At 53.8% G+C, this 17357-nt stretch carries 19 protein-coding genes; 8 read left to right on the top strand and 11 right to left on the bottom strand.

Going from position 1 to position 17357, the window contains the following annotated elements:
* Positions 1-770 precede the first annotated feature (770 nt).
* Complete coding sequence (locus ACR0IU_RS09015) at positions 771-1640, bottom strand: MurR/RpiR family transcriptional regulator (RefSeq protein ID WP_480716010.1); 870 nt, start codon at positions 1638-1640, stop codon at positions 771-773.
* Between the two features lie 267 nt (positions 1641-1907).
* Between ACR0IU_RS09015 and ACR0IU_RS09010 the strand changes: the two genes are divergently transcribed.
* From ACR0IU_RS09010 to ACR0IU_RS08980, 7 genes are all read left to right on the top strand, one after another.
* Positions 1908-2426: a TRAP transporter small permease gene (locus ACR0IU_RS09010; RefSeq protein WP_480716009.1), complete on the top strand. Its 519-nt coding sequence runs from the start codon at positions 1908-1910 to the stop codon at positions 2424-2426.
* Positions 2423-3706: a TRAP transporter large permease gene (locus ACR0IU_RS09005; protein ID WP_480716008.1), complete on the top strand. Its 1284-nt coding sequence runs from the start codon at positions 2423-2425 to the stop codon at positions 3704-3706. Before ACR0IU_RS09010 ends, ACR0IU_RS09005 begins: the two co-directional genes overlap by 4 nt.
* Before the next feature lie 36 nt (positions 3707-3742).
* Complete coding sequence (locus ACR0IU_RS09000; protein ID WP_480716007.1) at positions 3743-4783, top strand: TRAP transporter substrate-binding protein; 1041 nt, start codon at positions 3743-3745, stop codon at positions 4781-4783.
* Positions 4784-4871: 88 nt separating this feature from the next.
* Positions 4872-6338, top strand: coding sequence for a M81 family metallopeptidase (locus ACR0IU_RS08995; RefSeq protein WP_480716006.1), 1467 nt, complete (start codon positions 4872-4874; stop codon positions 6336-6338).
* Positions 6335-7390, top strand: coding sequence for a D-TA family PLP-dependent enzyme (locus ACR0IU_RS08990; RefSeq protein ID WP_480716005.1), 1056 nt, complete (start codon positions 6335-6337; stop codon positions 7388-7390). The genes ACR0IU_RS08995 and ACR0IU_RS08990 overlap by 4 nt, the downstream gene beginning before the upstream one ends.
* 55 nt (positions 7391-7445) lie before the next feature.
* Positions 7446-8360 (top strand): sugar kinase, encoded by a 915-nt coding sequence (locus ACR0IU_RS08985; RefSeq protein ID WP_480716004.1) that lies wholly within the window; start codon positions 7446-7448, stop codon positions 8358-8360.
* Positions 8353-8751, top strand: coding sequence for a RidA family protein (locus tag ACR0IU_RS08980; RefSeq protein ID WP_010443239.1), 399 nt, complete (start codon positions 8353-8355; stop codon positions 8749-8751). The genes ACR0IU_RS08985 and ACR0IU_RS08980 overlap by 8 nt, the downstream gene beginning before the upstream one ends.
* 289 nt (positions 8752-9040) lie before the next feature.
* On the opposite strand, the gene ACR0IU_RS08975 is transcribed toward ACR0IU_RS08980, so the two are convergent.
* From ACR0IU_RS08975 to ACR0IU_RS08965, 3 genes are all read right to left on the bottom strand, one after another.
* Positions 9041-9211 (bottom strand): hypothetical protein, encoded by a 171-nt coding sequence (locus tag ACR0IU_RS08975; protein WP_480716003.1) that lies wholly within the window; start codon positions 9209-9211, stop codon positions 9041-9043.
* Positions 9212-9832: 621 nt separating this feature from the next.
* Positions 9833-10300 carry a lytic transglycosylase domain-containing protein gene (locus ACR0IU_RS08970; protein ID WP_260023805.1) on the bottom strand — a complete coding sequence of 156 codons (468 nt, stop codon included), beginning with the start codon at positions 10298-10300 and terminating at the stop codon, positions 9833-9835.
* Between the two features lie 108 nt (positions 10301-10408).
* Positions 10409-11395, bottom strand: a complete 987-nt coding sequence (locus ACR0IU_RS08965; protein WP_480716002.1) for a DMT family transporter — start codon at positions 11393-11395, stop codon at positions 10409-10411.
* Between the two features lie 243 nt (positions 11396-11638).
* On the opposite strand from ACR0IU_RS08965, the gene ACR0IU_RS08960 reads away from it, so the two are divergent.
* Positions 11639-13249 (top strand): arylsulfatase, encoded by a 1611-nt coding sequence (locus ACR0IU_RS08960; protein WP_480716001.1) that lies wholly within the window; start codon positions 11639-11641, stop codon positions 13247-13249.
* 118 nt (positions 13250-13367) lie between these two features.
* Here ACR0IU_RS08960 and ACR0IU_RS08955 read toward each other — a convergent pair whose 3' ends face one another.
* The 7 genes from ACR0IU_RS08955 to ACR0IU_RS08925 all read right to left on the bottom strand — a co-directional run bounded on the left by ACR0IU_RS08955 (position 13368) and on the right by ACR0IU_RS08925 (position 17330).
* Complete coding sequence (locus ACR0IU_RS08955; protein ID WP_480716000.1) at positions 13368-14246, bottom strand: CopD family protein; 879 nt, start codon at positions 14244-14246, stop codon at positions 13368-13370.
* Positions 14243-14587, bottom strand: coding sequence for a copper resistance CopC family protein (locus tag ACR0IU_RS08950; protein ID WP_480715999.1), 345 nt, complete (start codon positions 14585-14587; stop codon positions 14243-14245). Before ACR0IU_RS08950 ends, ACR0IU_RS08955 begins: the two co-directional genes overlap by 4 nt.
* Positions 14588-14599: 12 nt before the next feature.
* Positions 14600-15064, bottom strand: a complete 465-nt coding sequence (locus ACR0IU_RS08945; protein ID WP_480715998.1) for a c-type cytochrome — start codon at positions 15062-15064, stop codon at positions 14600-14602.
* Positions 15064-15531: a DUF411 domain-containing protein gene (locus ACR0IU_RS08940; RefSeq protein ID WP_480715997.1), complete on the bottom strand. Its 468-nt coding sequence runs from the start codon at positions 15529-15531 to the stop codon at positions 15064-15066. The genes ACR0IU_RS08945 and ACR0IU_RS08940 overlap by 1 nt, the downstream gene beginning before the upstream one ends.
* A gap of 58 nt (positions 15532-15589) precedes the next feature.
* Positions 15590-15925, bottom strand: coding sequence for a hypothetical protein (locus tag ACR0IU_RS08935; protein ID WP_480715996.1), 336 nt, complete (start codon positions 15923-15925; stop codon positions 15590-15592).
* Positions 15926-16134: 209 nt separating this feature from the next.
* Positions 16135-16674 (bottom strand): luciferase domain-containing protein, encoded by a 540-nt coding sequence (locus ACR0IU_RS08930; RefSeq protein WP_480715995.1) that lies wholly within the window; start codon positions 16672-16674, stop codon positions 16135-16137.
* 65 nt (positions 16675-16739) lie between these two features.
* Positions 16740-17330 carry a YceI family protein gene (locus ACR0IU_RS08925; RefSeq protein ID WP_480715994.1) on the bottom strand — a complete coding sequence of 197 codons (591 nt, stop codon included), beginning with the start codon at positions 17328-17330 and terminating at the stop codon, positions 16740-16742.
* Positions 17331-17357: the final 27 nt, after the last annotated feature.

The raw sequence follows: 17357 nt of genomic DNA, 5'->3' as shown, positions 1-17357 counted from the left end.
TGAACAGCCTCGCCCAACGGGATCAGCAAAGCAAGTAGAAAAACTGTGCTCCAACTTATCGACACGTGGGCCTCATCAATCGATAACACCCGGCTCAAAACAATGCCAACAGCGCCAATGAACAGGCACAACGACAAGCGCAGTTAAGAAAATAGAATCAGGCTCAACGCGATTGAGAAGAATGCGAGCGCCCATCCGACCTTGTGTGGCCACAACCCTTCTTGAGGAAATTCCGAGTTAACGACGCCGAAAATCTGCTATGTTTCAGCGGCAGCTTGCTCGCAGACGATAGAGAACATAGTGAAGATGTTCGCAAAGCGACCAATTAATTTTATGATGTCAGATCGGCGATTGTTCACGGTCCTAGCGATGAATATTGAATGCGGTTGATGCAGGATCGGGCAATCATTCCGCAGTGGATTTAATCTCGCTCAGCAGGCATACTTCAAGCTTCTTCATGAACGTCACAAAATGTGGTTCTGTGATGCTGCACACACCTGCAAAAACGAATGACTTGTTCCGACCGTCCCGCAGGTCGGGTATGTATGCTTTGCGCTGCGACCCGTCGCTTGTGGGAGGTGCAGTGAATGATGGTCGTAAGCACATCGTCGCCAATGCAGCTAGAGATATCTGGGTCAACAACGCGCACCAGGATTCAACACTCGCAAGGCGCTCCAACTAAATGGCTCACAGTTGCCTAAGATTGCCGGGCAGGTCAGAACTAATATTGATCAGCTGCGCTTAGACAAACTAATGTGTTCGTTCCTTGGTTAGTCGCCCAAAGGCTGTGGACCAGTTCTTCCATGGTAAGCCGTCAAGGACGCACGAATTCGACGAAGATTCTCCTTTGTTTCGTCGGTCATCTCCTGCGCCACGATCATGGCCAATGCGTCAACAATTGCGAGGTGGGCATATCGCGAGGCTGTTGGTTTGTAGATGTCGCTGTCTTCAGGCAATTCCGTGAGCAGGGCAATTTTGGATATGTCTGATAGTCGGGTGTTGGGCTTGGTGATGCTGATTGTGGTCGCGCCGTAACCATTAGCGACTTCCGCCGCACTAACGATGGCGTCGGCTTCACCGCTCGCCGAAACAAGGAAGAGAACGTCTTCGGGCCCAAGCGCGGCCGCGCGCATTTGTAGGACATAGCTATCATTGACGAAGAACGATGGAATCCCGAGCCTGAAAAAGCGATTGGATGCTTCCTGAGCGACAAGAGAGGATCCTCCTCCTATTCCCGCAAAAAGGATCTGCCGTCGGTCCAGGCAGGCATCCCTTGCTTCTTCAAGCTTCTCCGTGTCGATTTGACCGCGCATGACATCCAGGGTCGCGAACAAGGCCCCCAGGACTTGGTCAATCGCTGAATTCGCGTCAGAGCTTTCGTCACCGGCATTTCTGTATAAGTACTGAGCGCTGACGGCGACGTTCTGGGCCAGGCGAAGCTTGAAGTCCCGAAAGCCCTCACAGCCGAGGCTACGGCAGAACCGCACAACTGTTGGCTTACTGACCGAACAACGTTCCGCGAGATCTCCGATGGTCATCGAGCTAATTTCGTTGAGGTGGTCCTTTACGTAGTCAGCGACTTTCTGCTCCTGAACCGCCAGTTTGGTCTGCGAATTATGCAGTGCCGGGATTAGATCCACAGCGCCAATGCGGCCCTTATGGGGGCGCGCGTTTTCATCTGAGGCAGGGCGCGGATGGTTCGGCATGTGCGTGGCATTCTCCTGGCTTTTCATGAAACTTAGTTACACATATCATCGTGGGCTAGCAAGAAATTCGCCAATATTCGCGAGAATTCCCCAGTTTGAGCCGCTAAAAAGAAACTAAATTACATTTTCTCGTTGAATACTCCACATTGATCGCGCAGGATGTAACCAAGTTACAGATTCGGGTCCTGGGGAGGAGTGCGAATGTCAGACTGGTTTGCCAGCGCAAGCGCAAAGATAAATTCAGTCGTCGAGGGTATCGTCGCCGCGTTGATGTTGTCCTTGGTGCTGGATGTCTGGCTTGGCGTCGTCGACCGCTACTATTTTCACTGGCAACTACCGTGGCCCGAGGTGCTGGCGCGCTACCTGATGATCTGGGCCGCATTGCTCGCCGTTTCTTCCGGAATCGCGCGCAGGGACCACATCGGATTGACCGCATTCATCATGATACTTCCTGTCGGTTTGCGCCGTACTCTGTTGGTTGCGATGGACGTTTTGGCGCTGGCTTTGTTCTTATACGTCGCGTTTTTTGGGATCAGCTTCGCCGAAAGCGGAGCTCCCCGCCAAGCGATGATTTTTGGCGCCAGCCTGGCTCCGTTTTACGCAGCCATTCCCGTCGCGGCGGCACTGTCATCTGTACAGCTGGTGCTGGTCCTGTTTCGGGATTTGGGGTCGCATATTGACGAGCCACCCTTTGCCACTGAGGCGGAGGAAACGCTGTGATCGTCGCAATCGTTTTTGTCGCCCTTATCCTGTTCGGGATGCCGATTGGGTTTGCCATTGGCCTTGCTGGCGTCGTGGGTCTGATTGACATGGGCGGAACGCAGTTCTTGGCGATTGGCCCCAGCAAGATATTTAACGGTCTCAATATCTTTCCCTTTCTTGCCATGCCGTTCTTCATTCTGGCCGGTGAGATCATGAATGACATTGGGATCACCAGTCGTCTTGTGAAACTGGCTCAGGTTCTGGTTGGACGGTTCCGTGGTGGGCTGGCCCATACCAACATGCTGGCTTCGGTTTTCTTCGCTGGACTAACCGGCTCGGCGACTGCGGACGCGGCGGCCTTTGGTCGGACACTTGTGCCTGCAATGGTAAAAGAAGGCTACAAACGTGATTATGCCTGTGCGGTCACGGCAGCGGGATCCATCATCGGCCCAACCATTCCGCCCTCGGGGCTGATGGTTGTTTATGGGTCGCTAATGGGTGTTTCCATCGCAGGCCTGTTCGCAGCAGGGGTTTTGCCGGGCCTTGTGATCTGCATCGTCTGCATGGCTGTCATCGCCATTGGTGGCAAGCGTGAAAACCTTCCAAAAGCACTGCGCGGTGCGACCCCTCGCGAGGTCTGGGACACATTTGTTTCCTCACTGACCGCGTTGGCGATGCCTGTGATTATCCTGGGGGGCATTCTGGGCGGGATCGTCACCCCGACAGAGGCTGCGTCGATTGCTGTGGCCTACGCGATGTTCATCGGGATTTTTGTCTATCGGTCGCTGACGTTCAAAGGCTTCTATGCGATGCTTGTCCGTACGGCGCGTATCACTGGCGTTATCTTTGTGATTATCGCCTTCGCTGGCATTCTCGGCTGGTGGATGAGCTTTGAGCGCATTCCTCAACTGATTGCGGAAACCGTTCTTGGCCTTTCAGATAACCGGTATGCCGTTATCGCGATCATCATCGGATTGCTGCTGATTGTTGGTATGGTTATGGATATCACCGCCATCCTGATCATCCTTGCACCGGTGTTGGTTCCGCTCACACAGCAGGTTGGCCTGGAACCTATTCACGCCGGGATCATCTTTGTTCTAGCTTTAAACATATCGTTGATGACCCCGCCGGTGGGCGCTTGCCTGTTTGTTCTGTCTTCCGTGACCGGAGAAAAGCTGGAACGGATCTCAATCAAGCTGTTTCCGTTTCTGATCGCCGAAATCGCTATTCTATTTGCCTTTGCATTTTGGGAGGACGCAGCCCTTTGGCTGCCCCGGATGTTGGGCTTTGCTCAGTAAAATCCCCACGAAAACCAAACCAACAGGAGAAGAACAATGAAGACTATTCTGACAGGTGCGGCGCTTACCGCAACCATGCTTGCAACCAGTGCGCTGGCCGAAGGTGGCGTCATCAAATTCGGGCACGACAACAAAACAGATCCATTTGAGAATCCGGCGCACGCCTGTACGGCCGTGTTCTCCAACCTCGTGAATTCCGGCACCAATGGCAGCGTCACGGTCGAAGTGTTTGGATCAAACCAACTGGGCTCCGCCGCCGAGCATGTGCAGCAGGTGCGGGACGGCATCATTCAGGCAACCCTGACATCGACTGGCGCCTTGGCAAGCTACTACCCGCGGATTGATGTGCTGAATCTACCATTTGCATTTAGTGGCAACGCATCGACCTACGAAGTCTTTGACGGCGAGTTCGGCGAAGCCTTGGCCGCAGATATCGAAGCAGAACTGGGTGATGTTGTGGTGCTGGGCTTCCCTGATACGGGCGGGTTCTTTGCGGTCACCAACTCTCAGAGACCTATTGCGGACCTAAAGGACTTTGATGGCATTCGCATCCGCACAATGACATTGCCGTCGCATCAGAAGATCGTGCAAGCCTTGGGCGCCGAAGCCTATCCCCTCTCGTGGGGCGAAGTGTATTCCGGCCTTCAAACCGGCGTGATTGACGGCCAGATGAATCCGGTCCCGATCATCTCCTTCGCCAATTTTGCCGAAGTTCAGCAGTATCTGACGCTGACTAACCACCTGTTTTCGCCGTACACTTTCATGATCAACCGCGCCTTCTTTGAGGGCCTGTCCGAGGCCCAGCAGGCCACGATCCGTACGGCTGCAGAAAACTGCGTAACTGCAAGCCGCGGTCTGTCACGGATCATCGAATCCTCAGATAGAGGTCTTGCGGGCCTAATGGATCAGATTGAAGTAACGGCCCTGACTGACGAGCAACGCAGTTCCATGGCGGCTGCAACGCAGCCTGCTTTTGAAGCGCATGTTCAGGAAAACCTGGATGAGAAAGCGGCCGAGCTTTTGGCAAGTTTCAAGGCTGCGGTAGAGAACGCGAACAACGCGTCTTACCTCGATTGATCCTCCCTGACTGCCGGAACCAACCGGCAGCACCTCTTGTCGGAGATCAGTTTCTGGTCTCCGACCCAAACAACGAATTGGATTAGACATGCGGGTTTTCTGTGCGTCCATTGCGACCGAAACAAATACGTTTTCCCCCCTGCGCACGGATTTTTCCGATTTCGAGCAGAGCTTTTACGCACCACCCGGCGAACATCCCATTACCCCCACGTTGTGCAGCGCTGTGTTTCCGGCACTGAGAAAACGGGCGCAGGCGAACGAGCTGGAGTTGATCGAGGGCACCGCCACATGGGCGGAACCGGGCGGGTTGCTGAACCGCGAAACATGGGGACGCCTGAAGCAAGAAGTGCTGGATCAGGTCACGGCTGCGCTTCCTCTGGACGGTGTTGTTCTAGGTCTGCATGGGGCGATGATTGCCGAAGGGTGTGTGGATTGCGAAGGTGATTTGATCGAAGCCGTTCGTGCTATTGTCGGCCCTAAAACGGTTATCGGAGCCAGTTTCGACCCGCACAGTCATCTCAGCCAGAAACGTGTATCGAATGCGGACGTAATCACTGTGTTCAAAGAATTTCCGCATACTGATTTTGTTGAAGCAGGAGAAGCCTGTGTCGATCTGACACTGCGCACGATCAAAGGAGACATTCGGCCCGTTATCTCAGTTTTTGACGTTCGTATGTTGGATGTCCTGCCAACCAGCCAAGAACCGATGCGCGGATTTGTCGATCAGTTGAACCAGATGGAGGCAAAGGAGGAAGTTCTTTCAGCTTCTGTCATTCACGGGTTTATGGCCGGCGATTCCCCAGATGTCGGCGCCAAAATCGTCGTTTTGACAGATGATGATCAGGCCAAAGCCGACAATATAGCCCGGAATTTGGGGACGGAGCTGTTTTCGTTCCGAGGACAGACAAAGCCAGACTACCTGTCTCCGGTTGAAGCATTGAAAAAGGCTCAGAAAGCCACGCATGGACCCGTAGTCGTAGCGGATGTGTGGGATAACCCGGGCGGAGGCGTAGCAGGGGATTCAACCCTGATCCTTGAAGAGGCCATTGCTCAAAACCTTAAATCTGTCGCTTTCGGCACGATATGGGATCCCATGGCTGTTCGCCTATGCCATGCGGCCGGAGAAGGCGCAGTATTCGATCTACGCTTCGGCGGCAAAACGTCGGCTCTCGCAGGTAACCCAATTGACGCCACGGTCACAGTTGTCCGCAATCGACGCAATGCAGTTCAAAGCTTTGGTGCATCCATCGTTCCCATGGGAGATTGCTCGGTCATTCGTTTGGGTGGGATAGAGGTCGTTTTGAACTCAAACCGAAGTCAGGCGTTCTCGCCAGACCTGTTCACTAACCTCGGCATCGATGTCACTGAGAAAAAGATACTGGTCGTCAAATCTACAAACCATTTCCATGGTGCGTTCTCCGACGTCGCTACCGAAATTATCTATGCAGCCGTCGAAGGGCCCTATCCGAATGATCCCACCAAAACACGCTACAATAATCTGACACGCCCAATTTGGCCTATCGTCAAAAACCCTCACGAGGAAATTGTGGAATGATTTTTCCTGATATCGACACACCGGCCGTACTAGTCGACCTGGATATCGCCGAAGCGAACATCGACCGCTTTCAGGGGCATTGTGCGAAACACGGACTCGCCGTCCGCCCGCACATCAAAACCCATAAACTACCTATGCTGGCCAAACGGCAGATACAGGCCGGTGCTATTGGCATAACCTGCCAGAAAGTGCGTGAGGCCGAGGCAATGATTTCTGAGGGTGGTATCGACGACGTGCTGATAACCTTTAATATCCTCGGTGACGCCAAGTTGGCGCGGTTGCGTGCCCTGTCAGAGAAAGTGAGATTGTCTGTTGTCGCGGACAACACCGAAACCGTTGACGGTTTGTCGAAATCTTTTGCAGATGCTGCGACACCACTGGGTGTACTAGTGGAGTGCGACACCGGCGCGGCGCGTTGTGGCGTAACCACCCCTGAGCAGGCGCGAGATCTGGCACGTTATATCGATAGCCAGCCAGGTGTTACATTCCTCGGTCTAATGACCTATCCGCCGGCGGGCCAAGAGGTTGCTGTTCAAGAATGGCTCACCAGAGCCAAACGAGAAATCGAAGAGATCGGGTTGCCGGTGCACGTGGTGTCCCATGGCGGCTCACCAGGAATGTGGCAGGCGCAGGATGTTCCAGTTGCAACTGAATATCGGATTGGCACCTACATCTATAACGACCGCTCCCTTCAGGCACAGGGCGTCTGCACGTGGGAGGACTGTGCGCTGAGCGTCCTCGCAACGGTGATCTCAGTCCCTGCAGACAATCGAGCTGTGATTGATGCGGGATCTAAAGTGTTGACCTCAGATCTGTTGGGACTGGAAGGCCACGGATACGTGATAGGTCGCCCGGACATTCTGGTTCAGGGTCTGTCAGAGGAACATGGCGTTCTGAAGGCTGATAAGATCAATCTGAAAGTTGGCGAGCGCATCCGGATTATTCCAAATCATGCCTGTGTTGTGACCAACATGGTTGATCAGATTGAGACCATTCGCGGCGATCATTCGCTGGGGCCTGTTCCAGTCGTGGCGCGGGGCAAAGTTCAATAACGGCAAAACCGTAGCCCAAAGACGCAGCCAGCGTCGGGCAACAATAAGGTGCAACATGGCTGACCTCATATGTTTAGGGGAACCCCTGTTCGAATTAAACGCATGCCAGGATGGACTGTTCAAAGGGGGATTCGGCGGAGATGTTTCCAACGTCGCTGTCGCTGTCGCCAGACAGGGGATTGACGTCGCTTTGATTGCGCGCGTCGGAGACGACCAATTTGGCGAGAAGCTTCGGGGTTTGTGGTCCCGAGAAGGTGTGAACCACGAGCACGTGTTATCTGCCACAGGTGAGGATACGGGGCTCTATTTTGTCTTTCACGATGGAGACGGGCACCATTTCGTTTACCGTCGAAAGGGCTCCGCCGCCAGCCGGATGTTACCGGAACAAATTCCAGGCGATGCAATCTCCAATTCTAGGATGTTCTATACTTCCGGGATCAGTCTTGGAGTAAGTCCAGAGCTACAATCAACAACTCAGGAAGCAATCCACACAGCGCGGCAGTCAGGCGTATCAATTGCTTTCGATCCCAATTTGCGGACAGCTCTTTGGCCGTTAGACAAGGCCCGGCAGGTTACTCACGATGCAATGCTGCGCTGCAATATCGTACTGCCAGGGCTCGATGACGCCCGTCAATTGACGAGCCTTCAAAGCCCCGATGACATAATTGGCTTCTACCACAATCTTGGTGCTGAAATTGTGGCTCTTTCGCTTGGTGCGGACGGAGTATCCGTATCCGACGGGCAAGGCATTCACACAATTCCTGGAGTAACAGTCCCGGCGGTCGACGCCACCGGCGCGGGAGACTGTTTCAACGGAATTTTCTTGTCCGCTTACCTGAAAAACAACGATGCCGTGAAATCTGCTGAACTCGCGAACCGCGGCGCGGCCCTTTCGACTACGGGCTTTGGTGCCGTGGACCCCATTCCTTACGGAAATGACCTAACAGAAGGAAATCACTTCAATGACTGAGAAAAAGATCGTGCGCCTGGGCGATGACAGGACCGGTGCAGGTGGTCAACCGCTACCTTTTGCTCCAGCTGTAAGAGCCGGCGACTTTGTGTTCATATCCGGGCAGGTGGCAATGAAAGAAAATGGGGAAATAGAAGCGGGAGGCATCGAGTCACAAACCCGAAAAACGATGGAAAATCTGATAGCAGCTTTGGCGCTGGCTGATTGCACTCTGGATGATGTAGCGAAAGTGGGCGTCTGGCTGGACGATCCTCGTGATTTTTGGACGTTCAACCGGGTCTACGCGAGCTACTTCCCAAATGGCGGCCCGGCGCGCTCAACCGTCCGTTCGCAAATCATGGTGGACGCCAAGGTCGAGATTGATGCGGTCGCATACAAACCGCTGGGCTAGCTCCGGGATGCTCGCTCCAATTGCAAAAAGCTGGCACTTTTTTGCCAGCCTACGTAGTTGAAATATTACAGAGCACCATTTTTGGAAGGACGTTTTGTAACACTCCAGAGTAATCGCGGACGCTAAGTAGAGTTAGGCTCAGTGTACCAATTCTCTGCGGCAAATCGAAGGCAGGAAAGTCTCACAAAGCTGAAATTGCAAAGTCTTGTTTTGAATGTCCGGTTTAGGCTGCCACCGGTCAACCGCGATCACCGTGGAGAATGGCAACACTGAGCCGACACCTACGATTTTACTGCGAGACGGAGAGCGCCATTTTTCGTTCGACGCTTCGCCAACTCACGATATAGCCGGAGGGCGTCACTTCGTTCCAATCGGCGTCGTGCACCCATTCGCCTTCTTCCGGTTGACCGTAAAGTTCGAGATAGGCATCCAGCCGATCTGTCACCCTTCGCAGGCGCATGATTTCAACGCGGGTTGAGCAACGCAAAGGGCCATAACTGTGACGGCTACGCCAAAAACTGATTGAATTCATCGCTTAGGCAGACAATCGCGCTGCGCAAAACTATGGGCGAACTACGCAAACTTATTGGGTGCGCGAAGTGTTATGCGCAAACTTACACTAGATGTAGGTGCGTGCTTAACGCTGCATTCCTATCATTGATTTTATTCAGAAAATCTGGGTGTCTTTGCCCATAATTTTGCACAGCACTTGCGCATAAGTCTGCACGATTTGCCCATAAGTTTGCACGGTTCACTATACGCGCTCAATTGTCGATTGTCGTAACGTGGCTCGATCAACTTGGACACACCAAACTCAATCTATAGTGCATTCTTCTTGGAAGTATTCAATCCAAAACTGAACAACACAACTCAATTGCGAGGTTATGGTAGATCCCTTTCAATGTAGCGCGGCTCGGTCGGCCTTCTCGCAGGCAGCCAACTAGTACTTTGGCGACATACAAGTTTTGCAGCAACTCTGCAAAACGCGCAATTACATGGCTCCGTAGTGCGAGCCCAGTCTGTTTGGAGGAGCTTGTTTACGGTTAATCTGAAGCAGTATCTAGCTCCTGTGGAAAGGGCTTCAGCCGCAGTACTTTCGTACCTCAGTATCCCTAAGCCCGGTGGCCACAAGCATGCATCTGTTTCGCGCCTCGTAATAGTACCCACGAGCATACCACATGACCGCTTCGGGCTCGTTTCCATCTGAAACCATCCAAGCTCCACGCAAGTATTTCACGGCGTATGTCAGGTTGGTCTGAGCGTCCAAGAGGTCGGAAGGCTGTCCGCGAAATCCCATCTGGCGCGCTGTCGCAGGCAGAATCTGCATCAGGCCGTAGTATGGGCCATTTCGAGCATTGGGACGATAATCGCTTTCTCGTTGGATCACACGGTGGACTAGGCTGCGCGGTACTCCGTTTGCGTCCGCAGTTTCGTCGATCATCACACGCAGCTCAGGGGTCTCACCGGGATAAAGTCGGGTAATTGGCTCTGCGGGTTCCTTGCCGCAAGCGGTAATAAATAGCGCAGCAAGAATGACTGTGTATCGCATCAAAATTCTCATCTCATTAATCACAAGATTCATCAGCGCTCAAATACGATTGATATTCAATATCCCAAGGTATTGTTGAGCGGGATTTGGCCAGATTTGATTTGGCACCTAGTACCGACGGTGCACTCTCTTTTCAGTAACGACATGCCTCTTTTTCTGACGCTCACGCAAAAAGACAAACAATCCTGACCCCAAGATCAGTGCGATACCGATAGCGACAGGCAGGTTTGGGAGCTCGCCCCAGATGACCCATCCCCAGAAAATGGCCATGGGAAGTCCGACATATTCAATCGGTGCCACTGTAGCCGCGTCTGCCATGCGGTAAGCCTGGCCAAGGCAATACCCGATGATTGCAGAATTGAATCCTAAGCCGATAAACAACCAGCGATCAGACCCTTCGGGCCAAACCCAAGCCCGCAGCAAAAAGATCAAGCTTTCGTTCTCGAACTCGTTCGCAAAGCGCCCATCCCCTGCCACTGACCAGAACAACAGGCTGACAACGATAAAGCACGCCTGAATGTAAACAGCCATTGCTGAGGCTTTGGACTTTGCGCCAAGGAAACGGGTTAGCACGTTGTTGAGGGCATAGGTGAAAGCAGCAAGAATCGGTAGGGCATACATAAACAGACCAACTTCACGCTCTCCACCGGCCTCCCATGGGCGGGTCATGATCACTACGCCCAAAAATCCGACAAGCACGGCGCCAATCCGCATCGGCCCAACTTTTTCGCCAAGCAATGGGATACTCAGCAATGTGATCATCAAGGGGGCTACGAAGAAAACAGCGGTGGCTTCTGCCAGCGGCATTACCGCCAGAGCCGTAAAGAATGTCAGATTGGCAATGACAATCAGCAGCCCCCGCAAAAGGTGAAGTCCCGGCTGATCGGTTTTCAGGATGCGCCAACCGCCCTCCATCTGGACAAGGGCAAAGCTGAACCCGATCCCGATCAACGATCTAGTAAACACCATTTGGTGCAAGGGGTAACCGCCAGACAGAAATTTGATCAGCATATCATTGATAGAAATCGCCAATATTCCGATCAGTACGAACGCAATACCAGCTGTCGGGTTATGTAGTTTTTGTTCCGCTGTCATGAAGTGCCCTTTCATTGGGCCACTACCATGGGTCACACAGTAGGTCACGTCGCTTTGCGACACGGCGGTTCGCTCAAGTATCCGCGGCGCGTAATCGGAGCCGCTTCCATTCTCGCTCTCTAAGCCTCTGTGCCGACGGCCGTGGTCGTCAACCTCCCTCTCCCCACTATCGTCGCGTCGCTTGGAGACAAGATCATCCCCGATAATGAGGTAAGTTCATAAGTGCAGCAATGGAGCCTCCGAATGCCGACAAGAAAACGACCGAATGTGATACTGATCCTGGCTGATGATCTGGGTTTTGCAGATTTGGGTGCCACCGGATCGGAAATTCGCACCCCAAATATCGATGGCCTTGCAAGAGATGGTGTGCTGCTTACAGCAATGTATAACTGCGCCCGCTGTTGTCCTACGCGGGCATCTCTTTTGACCGGGTTGTATCCGCACAACGCCGGCGTGGGTCACATGGGGGCCGACCTGGGTACATCCGCATACCAGGGGTTTTTACGTAATGACAGCGCCACCATAGCGGAACACCTACGTGCAGGTGGCTATCGGACATTGATGTCCGGCAAATGGCATGTCGCCGGTGACTTCATGGCGCGCGAAGTCGACAGCTGGCGGGTCGGAGATGTTGAGCATCCGACGCCGAGACAGCGCGGGTTTGATCGCTTCTACGGGATCGTCGATGGCGTCACCCACTTCTTCTCGCCCCACTACATGCTCGAAGATGACAGCCGTGTCATGACATTCCCGGATGACTTCTATTTCACAGATGCAATCACGGACAAAGCAATTGAAATGATCGAGGAAACACCCGACGGCCAGCCTTTTTTTCTTTATCTCGCGCATACTGCACCACATTGGCCCCTACATGCCCATCCCGAGGACATCGCTCGCTATGACGGGGTGTATTCAGGCGGTTGGGACACAATCCGTACCGCACGGCACGAAACCATGAACAGCATGAACCTGTTTCATAGAAACTGGGAAATTTCTCCACGTGATATTGCCGTTCACCCCTGGGAGGCCGAACACAATACCGATTGGGAGGCACGAAAGATGGCCACCTATGCTGCGATGGTAGACCGGATGGATCAATCTATCGGTAGACTTATCGCTGCGTTAAAGCGTTTGGGGCAGTTTGAAGACACCTTGATTTTGTTCCTGTCTGACAATGGTGGCTGCGCTGAATTCATGGCGGAAGACGGATGGGCAAAATTCTTCCCGGATACTACAAATGACGGCCGCCCCATTGAAATGGGAAACCGCCCCGACATTATGCCGGGCGATGCCCAGACATATCAGAGCTACGACAAGCCGTGGGCAAATGTCTCGAATGCACCGTTTCGGTTGTTCAAGCACTACGTTCATGAAGGCGGTATATCGACGCCACTAATAGCGCACTGGCCCAATGGGTTTGCCTCAGAAGCAAACGCGCACGCCGCCTGTCATGTCGTTGATGTGTTACCCACTATTTTGGAGGCAACGGGATGCCAGTATCAAAGTGAGGTAGGTGGTCACGAAATTCAACCAATGCAAGGGCGGTCGTTGATGGACTTGTTCCGCGGCAAAGATTGGGCGCGAGATGAGCCTATCTTTTTCGAACATGAAGGAAATTCGGCGGTGCGGCTGGGTCAGTTCAAACTTGTCAGGCAGCATGGGCAAGATTGGGAACTATATGACATCGAAGCGGATCGCACGGAGTTGACTGATTTGAGAGGGAGCAACGCCGACTTGGAGGCAGACCTGATTAGTCAATACAATAACTGGGCCAAACAGACAGGTGTTATGGATTGGGATCTTGTGCTTCCGAGGCTGCTAGCGGCCTGGAAAATTGAAACAGCAGAGGGATAGTTGGCTTAACGCAGGGATCATAACCGTCCATCTCTGTACTCCAAGTAAATGACTGCCCTCAGCCCAAACCGGTCATTCGTCACAAGGCTTTGCAGTTCCGGCTTCGGACTATAAGCCATCAGAGATTGATGGGAGGTGTCGTCACACTGGTTAGCATCGCCGTTGCAAACAGGATCAGGACAATAGCCAACATCTCCATTGAAATCGACCGCCGGAGAGCAATTTCCGCACCACGCTTCTCAGTCCTGAGAGCCGGAACAAATCTCAGCTTGTTCAGCGCCGCGAGGCCAAGAAGGGCAGAAACGATCACGACCTTGATCAAAAGCCCCAATCCATATGCCGTCCCAAACAAGGCGGCTACGGAGCCCGAAAGCAACCACGCGAGCGCTGCGCCCGCAACAATCAGGACGGCGACTCCATAACCAGCGACACTGCCAAAGTGGTGCAGTAGATCGGCCCCTGTGGGAGTGAGAGCTGCTTTGCACAAGGGCAGGAGAGCACCGACCCAAAACGCGGCAGCCAGCAGATGAAGAACAAGCAAGACCGCGAGAGCCGCTCTAGGCTCTCCGAGCGAGTGCCCCACCTGGGCAAATGAAATCGCAATGGCGAGGCAACCTGCCAAAGCTACCCACTGACCTACACGGGGGAGCAGGATTGCCAATATCGCGAGTTCACCCACCCCTCGCCAAATCGCGGCGGTGCCAAGCGGACTATCCCAAACAAAACCAAGCATCATTGGGTCCGTCGCGCCCTCAAAGCCCATCCCAGATATCCGCGCTGCTCTGATGCCAAAACGTAGAGCAAGTACGGCCAAACCGACAATCGCAGCTCCGACCGCGAGGTGCCGCGCAAGGCGTAAAACAGACTCTTCCGCGCGCTTGGCAAAGAGGGCAGTGAACAGGACGCTACCCATCGCTAGCAACACCGCACCGTAGCCAAGTGCTTTCGCCAGAATGGCCAAGACGACAACACCGTCAATGGCGGCCAGTCCAGTCATTTAGCGACTGTGAAAGAGAAGCTGCCCTGCATCGGGTGACCGTCGGAAGCCATACCGCGCCAGTCGAAGCGGTAGCTTCCGGGTGCAAGCTTTTCCAACGGCACAGCCCGGAATTCTGTAGCGGGGTCCATACCCGTTTCGCGGTCAATTTCGACGTCGCCATCTGGTGAGGTCAGCGTGACCGAGATGATGCGCATCGGATCATCGAACCGCATGGTAAGCTCCGGCACGTCCGTGACAGTCGCGCCGTCAGCCGGCGTCGTTTCTTCGGACTTGGAATGCGCGGCCGCAAGTATTGGAGCCATTGCTACGACCAAGCCGATAAGAGTTTGTTTGATCATCTGAGTTTTCCTCTATTCGGAATGGGCATTCAGCTCGTCGTGGTACTCACGAAGGTCATTGGGCCAGGTTGACTTGATATAAGAAAGGATCGCTATGATTTCGTCATCGCTGAGCACACCTTCATAGACCGGCATACCGGTTGGGGGCGCATTTTCCATCAGTCCGGCCAGGCCAAATTTGGTCAAGGTGAAGAGCGCTTCATCATCGTGGTGCCACGTATGCCCTGTGGCGTCATGCGGCGGTGCTGGTAGCAAACCATCCTCGCCGTGTTTCCGCCAGTTTGGCTGTCCTTCAAGGTTCTCACCGTGGCAGGTAGCACATTCGTCCGCGTAAATATCTTGGCCAATGGCGACAACTTCCGCGTCATCAGGTGTCAAAAGACCGACCGCTTCAGAGGCTTGGGCCAGAACGAACGCTACTGTGAAACCGGCGAGCGCAAGCCCACCGGTAACCAAGAGTGTTGTACGCCCTACCATCAGGTGTCGAACGGCTGAGCTGTGCCCGCGCGGTAGTACACCGTTCCGGTCCCTGCCTGTCCCCCAAATGCAACGACGTCGTAGCGGGCGGACGGATCGTCGCCCATACCAGGAGAGCCCATTGGCATGCCAGGAACAGCTAGCCCTGTGATGTCAGGCCGATCCTTCAACACGGTTTCCAGTGCTTCGAACGGCACATGGCCTTCAAAGACATAACCATAGGCTTCAACGGTGTGACAGGATGCGAGGTTCAACGGGATACCCCGCGCTGACTTCTGTGCCTCGGGGGCGGTCAGTTCCTCAACGGTTACGGCGTAGCCACGTGCGCGAGCCAAGTCGGCCCATGCGTGACAACATCCGCAACCTGGTGAGCTGAGCACGTGCATTGGAGTGCCTGCACGGACGGGAAGAGCGGTCGCGATGAGAGCAGTTGCGGACAGTGTGGTGAAGTGACGACGTGTGATCATGTCTGTCGGTCCTTTGATGTGAAATTTGAACGGATTGCGGGCGGGCGCCCGTTGCCGTTCAGGCTTTCGGAGGACCGGTGGGGACGCCCATTGCGAGGCCCGAAAAATCGGAATCAGCGTGCATCACACCACCCTCTGAGATCACCGATGGAGCAATCGGCGAAATCCCCGCCGTGGCGACAAGATCACTAAAACAGGATGCTGAACCCATGCCGCTGGTGGTGTCGCAACAATCCGCAACAGCTTTCTCGGCATTAGCCAACGGATCGTCGTCCGCCATTTGAGCATGAAGACCAGAATGATCCGATCCATGGGTCAAGCCATGCTTCACGGACGCTGCGGATGCGCCAGAGAATACAACAACAAGAAGTATCGACAGGATCAAGCGAAACATACCAAATATCTACTGGGGGTATGTAGTTTTGACAAGTTACGAGGATGTGTCGAAGCAAACGATCCTAGTTGCATCCATTGAAGTTGCCCCACATCTCTGGATCCGGCCCGTCTAGAGCGGTGGTACATGGATCATCTGAAATTCCGGTAAAACTGAATTTTGACTGACCTGCGCATTAGTCAGCAACGGAAAGGTCAGCAGGTGGGTGTTTAGCCCAGAGTGATGCCGGTGATGAAGGTGTACGAGCTTTCAACCAGATCGATGACGACATCCAGCTCTTCGGGTGTGGTTGGAGTATAGATCATGACAAAGCCGCTCCACCCAGGACGTTGCTTGGCCCAAGGGTGAGCTACGGCCCACCCAGCCTCAATTGCCCTTCGGGCCATTTCTGGGTCGAGCGAGGCATGCAAGCTGCCATCAGGATGCATGTGCGCAAACTCAAACCCACCGACGATAGAGTTCGGTTGGGACAACAACATGTCGGGATCAAGCTGAAAGCCAATCGCGCCTGGAAGCGATATGCGTGTTGGGCCAAGCGTGACCCCTGGGAATTGCGCAAAACGCTCCAGCAATAGCTTGGCCAAATCGGCATCAATTTCGACACCAATCTGAGTATGCGGTACTCCGCTTGTCGTTTCAGGGCGGGGTGAAGTGCGCTCCGGTAAGGAGCGCTCTTGTGCGAATGCCAACGGGCACGTCAACGCCACCGTTATCACAGCAACCGCCAGTAGTCTAAGGAACACATTCATTTTGTTGCCAGCCCGTCAAAAGTTGAGAATGAGCGCTCAGCGCAGTATCAGCGCCCTTGCACACATTACTCAGCCTTTAATGCTTCGATATTGATCAAGAGCTCGATTTCGTCGCTCACCGCTGGCGCAAATGCCCCAAGTCCGAATTCAGACCGCACGATAGTCGCCCTGGCAGCCAGCCCCAAGGTCGGCGTGCCCTCCTTTTCGCCAAAAGGGTATGGCGCTGACTTGTTAAGCGTTGTTTCCAGAACAACAGGTTTGGTGACGCCATTCATGGTCAGGTCGCCAGAAATATCCGCGGTGTTTTCACCGGTCACTTCAATGCTGGTTGAGGCGAATGTGACCACGTCACCGTCACTCACGCTAAAAAAGTCATCGGACATGAAGTGTTGCAAACGGGCATCCCAGCCCGTGATCATGGATTTTACAGGCATAGACACTGTGACAGACGACGCAGACGGATCATCTTCGTTGAACTCTATCTCGCCGCTAAAACCTGAGAACATTCCAAACGTTTCTGAGAAACCGATGTGGTCGTAGCTGAACAATACCTGGCTGTGTCCAGGATCCAGCTCGTAGCTGCCACTCTCGGACAATGCGGTTGTCGCGCCCATCGTTAAGAGTACCGCCAGCGGGGTTGCTGCCACTTTGAACATTGATACGCTCCTATTTTGAAAAGACGT

Source organism: Ruegeria sp. CL5 (genome assembly GCF_056536485.1).
This window is presented reverse-complemented; position numbering and strand designations above follow the sequence as displayed.

Bases quoted from the DNA above. Each gene is read 5' to 3' on its own strand.
- ACR0IU_RS09000 (WP_480716007.1), top strand. From the start codon at position 3,743: ATGAAGACTATTCTGACAGGTGCGGCGCTTACCGCAACCATGCTTGCA.
- ACR0IU_RS08985 (WP_480716004.1), top strand. From the start codon at position 7,446: ATGGCTGACCTCATATGTTTAGGGGAACCCCTGTTCGAATTAAACGCA.
- ACR0IU_RS08965 (WP_480716002.1), bottom strand. From the start codon at position 11,395: ATGACAGCGGAACAAAAACTACATAACCCGACAGCTGGTATTGCGTTC.
- ACR0IU_RS08990 (WP_480716005.1), top strand. From the start codon at position 6,335: ATGATTTTTCCTGATATCGACACACCGGCCGTACTAGTCGACCTGGAT.
- ACR0IU_RS08930 (WP_480715995.1), bottom strand. From the start codon at position 16,674: ATGAATGTGTTCCTTAGACTACTGGCGGTTGCTGTGATAACGGTGGCG.
- ACR0IU_RS08995 (WP_480716006.1), top strand. From the start codon at position 4,872: ATGCGGGTTTTCTGTGCGTCCATTGCGACCGAAACAAATACGTTTTCC.
- ACR0IU_RS08955 (WP_480716000.1), bottom strand. From the start codon at position 14,246: ATGACTGGACTGGCCGCCATTGACGGTGTTGTCGTCTTGGCCATTCTG.
- ACR0IU_RS08980 (WP_010443239.1), top strand. From the start codon at position 8,353: ATGACTGAGAAAAAGATCGTGCGCCTGGGCGATGACAGGACCGGTGCA.
- ACR0IU_RS08970 (WP_260023805.1), bottom strand. From the start codon at position 10,300: ATGCGATACACAGTCATTCTTGCTGCGCTATTTATTACCGCTTGCGGC.
- ACR0IU_RS08935 (WP_480715996.1), bottom strand. From the start codon at position 15,925: ATGTTTCGCTTGATCCTGTCGATACTTCTTGTTGTTGTATTCTCTGGC.
- ACR0IU_RS09010 (WP_480716009.1), top strand. From the start codon at position 1,908: ATGTCAGACTGGTTTGCCAGCGCAAGCGCAAAGATAAATTCAGTCGTC.
- ACR0IU_RS08975 (WP_480716003.1), bottom strand. From the start codon at position 9,211: ATGCGCCTGCGAAGGGTGACAGATCGGCTGGATGCCTATCTCGAACTT.
- ACR0IU_RS08940 (WP_480715997.1), bottom strand. From the start codon at position 15,531: ATGATCACACGTCGTCACTTCACCACACTGTCCGCAACTGCTCTCATC.
- ACR0IU_RS08960 (WP_480716001.1), top strand. From the start codon at position 11,639: ATGCCGACAAGAAAACGACCGAATGTGATACTGATCCTGGCTGATGAT.
- ACR0IU_RS08925 (WP_480715994.1), bottom strand. From the start codon at position 17,330: ATGTTCAAAGTGGCAGCAACCCCGCTGGCGGTACTCTTAACGATGGGC.
- ACR0IU_RS08945 (WP_480715998.1), bottom strand. From the start codon at position 15,064: ATGGTAGGGCGTACAACACTCTTGGTTACCGGTGGGCTTGCGCTCGCC.
- ACR0IU_RS08950 (WP_480715999.1), bottom strand. From the start codon at position 14,587: ATGATCAAACAAACTCTTATCGGCTTGGTCGTAGCAATGGCTCCAATA.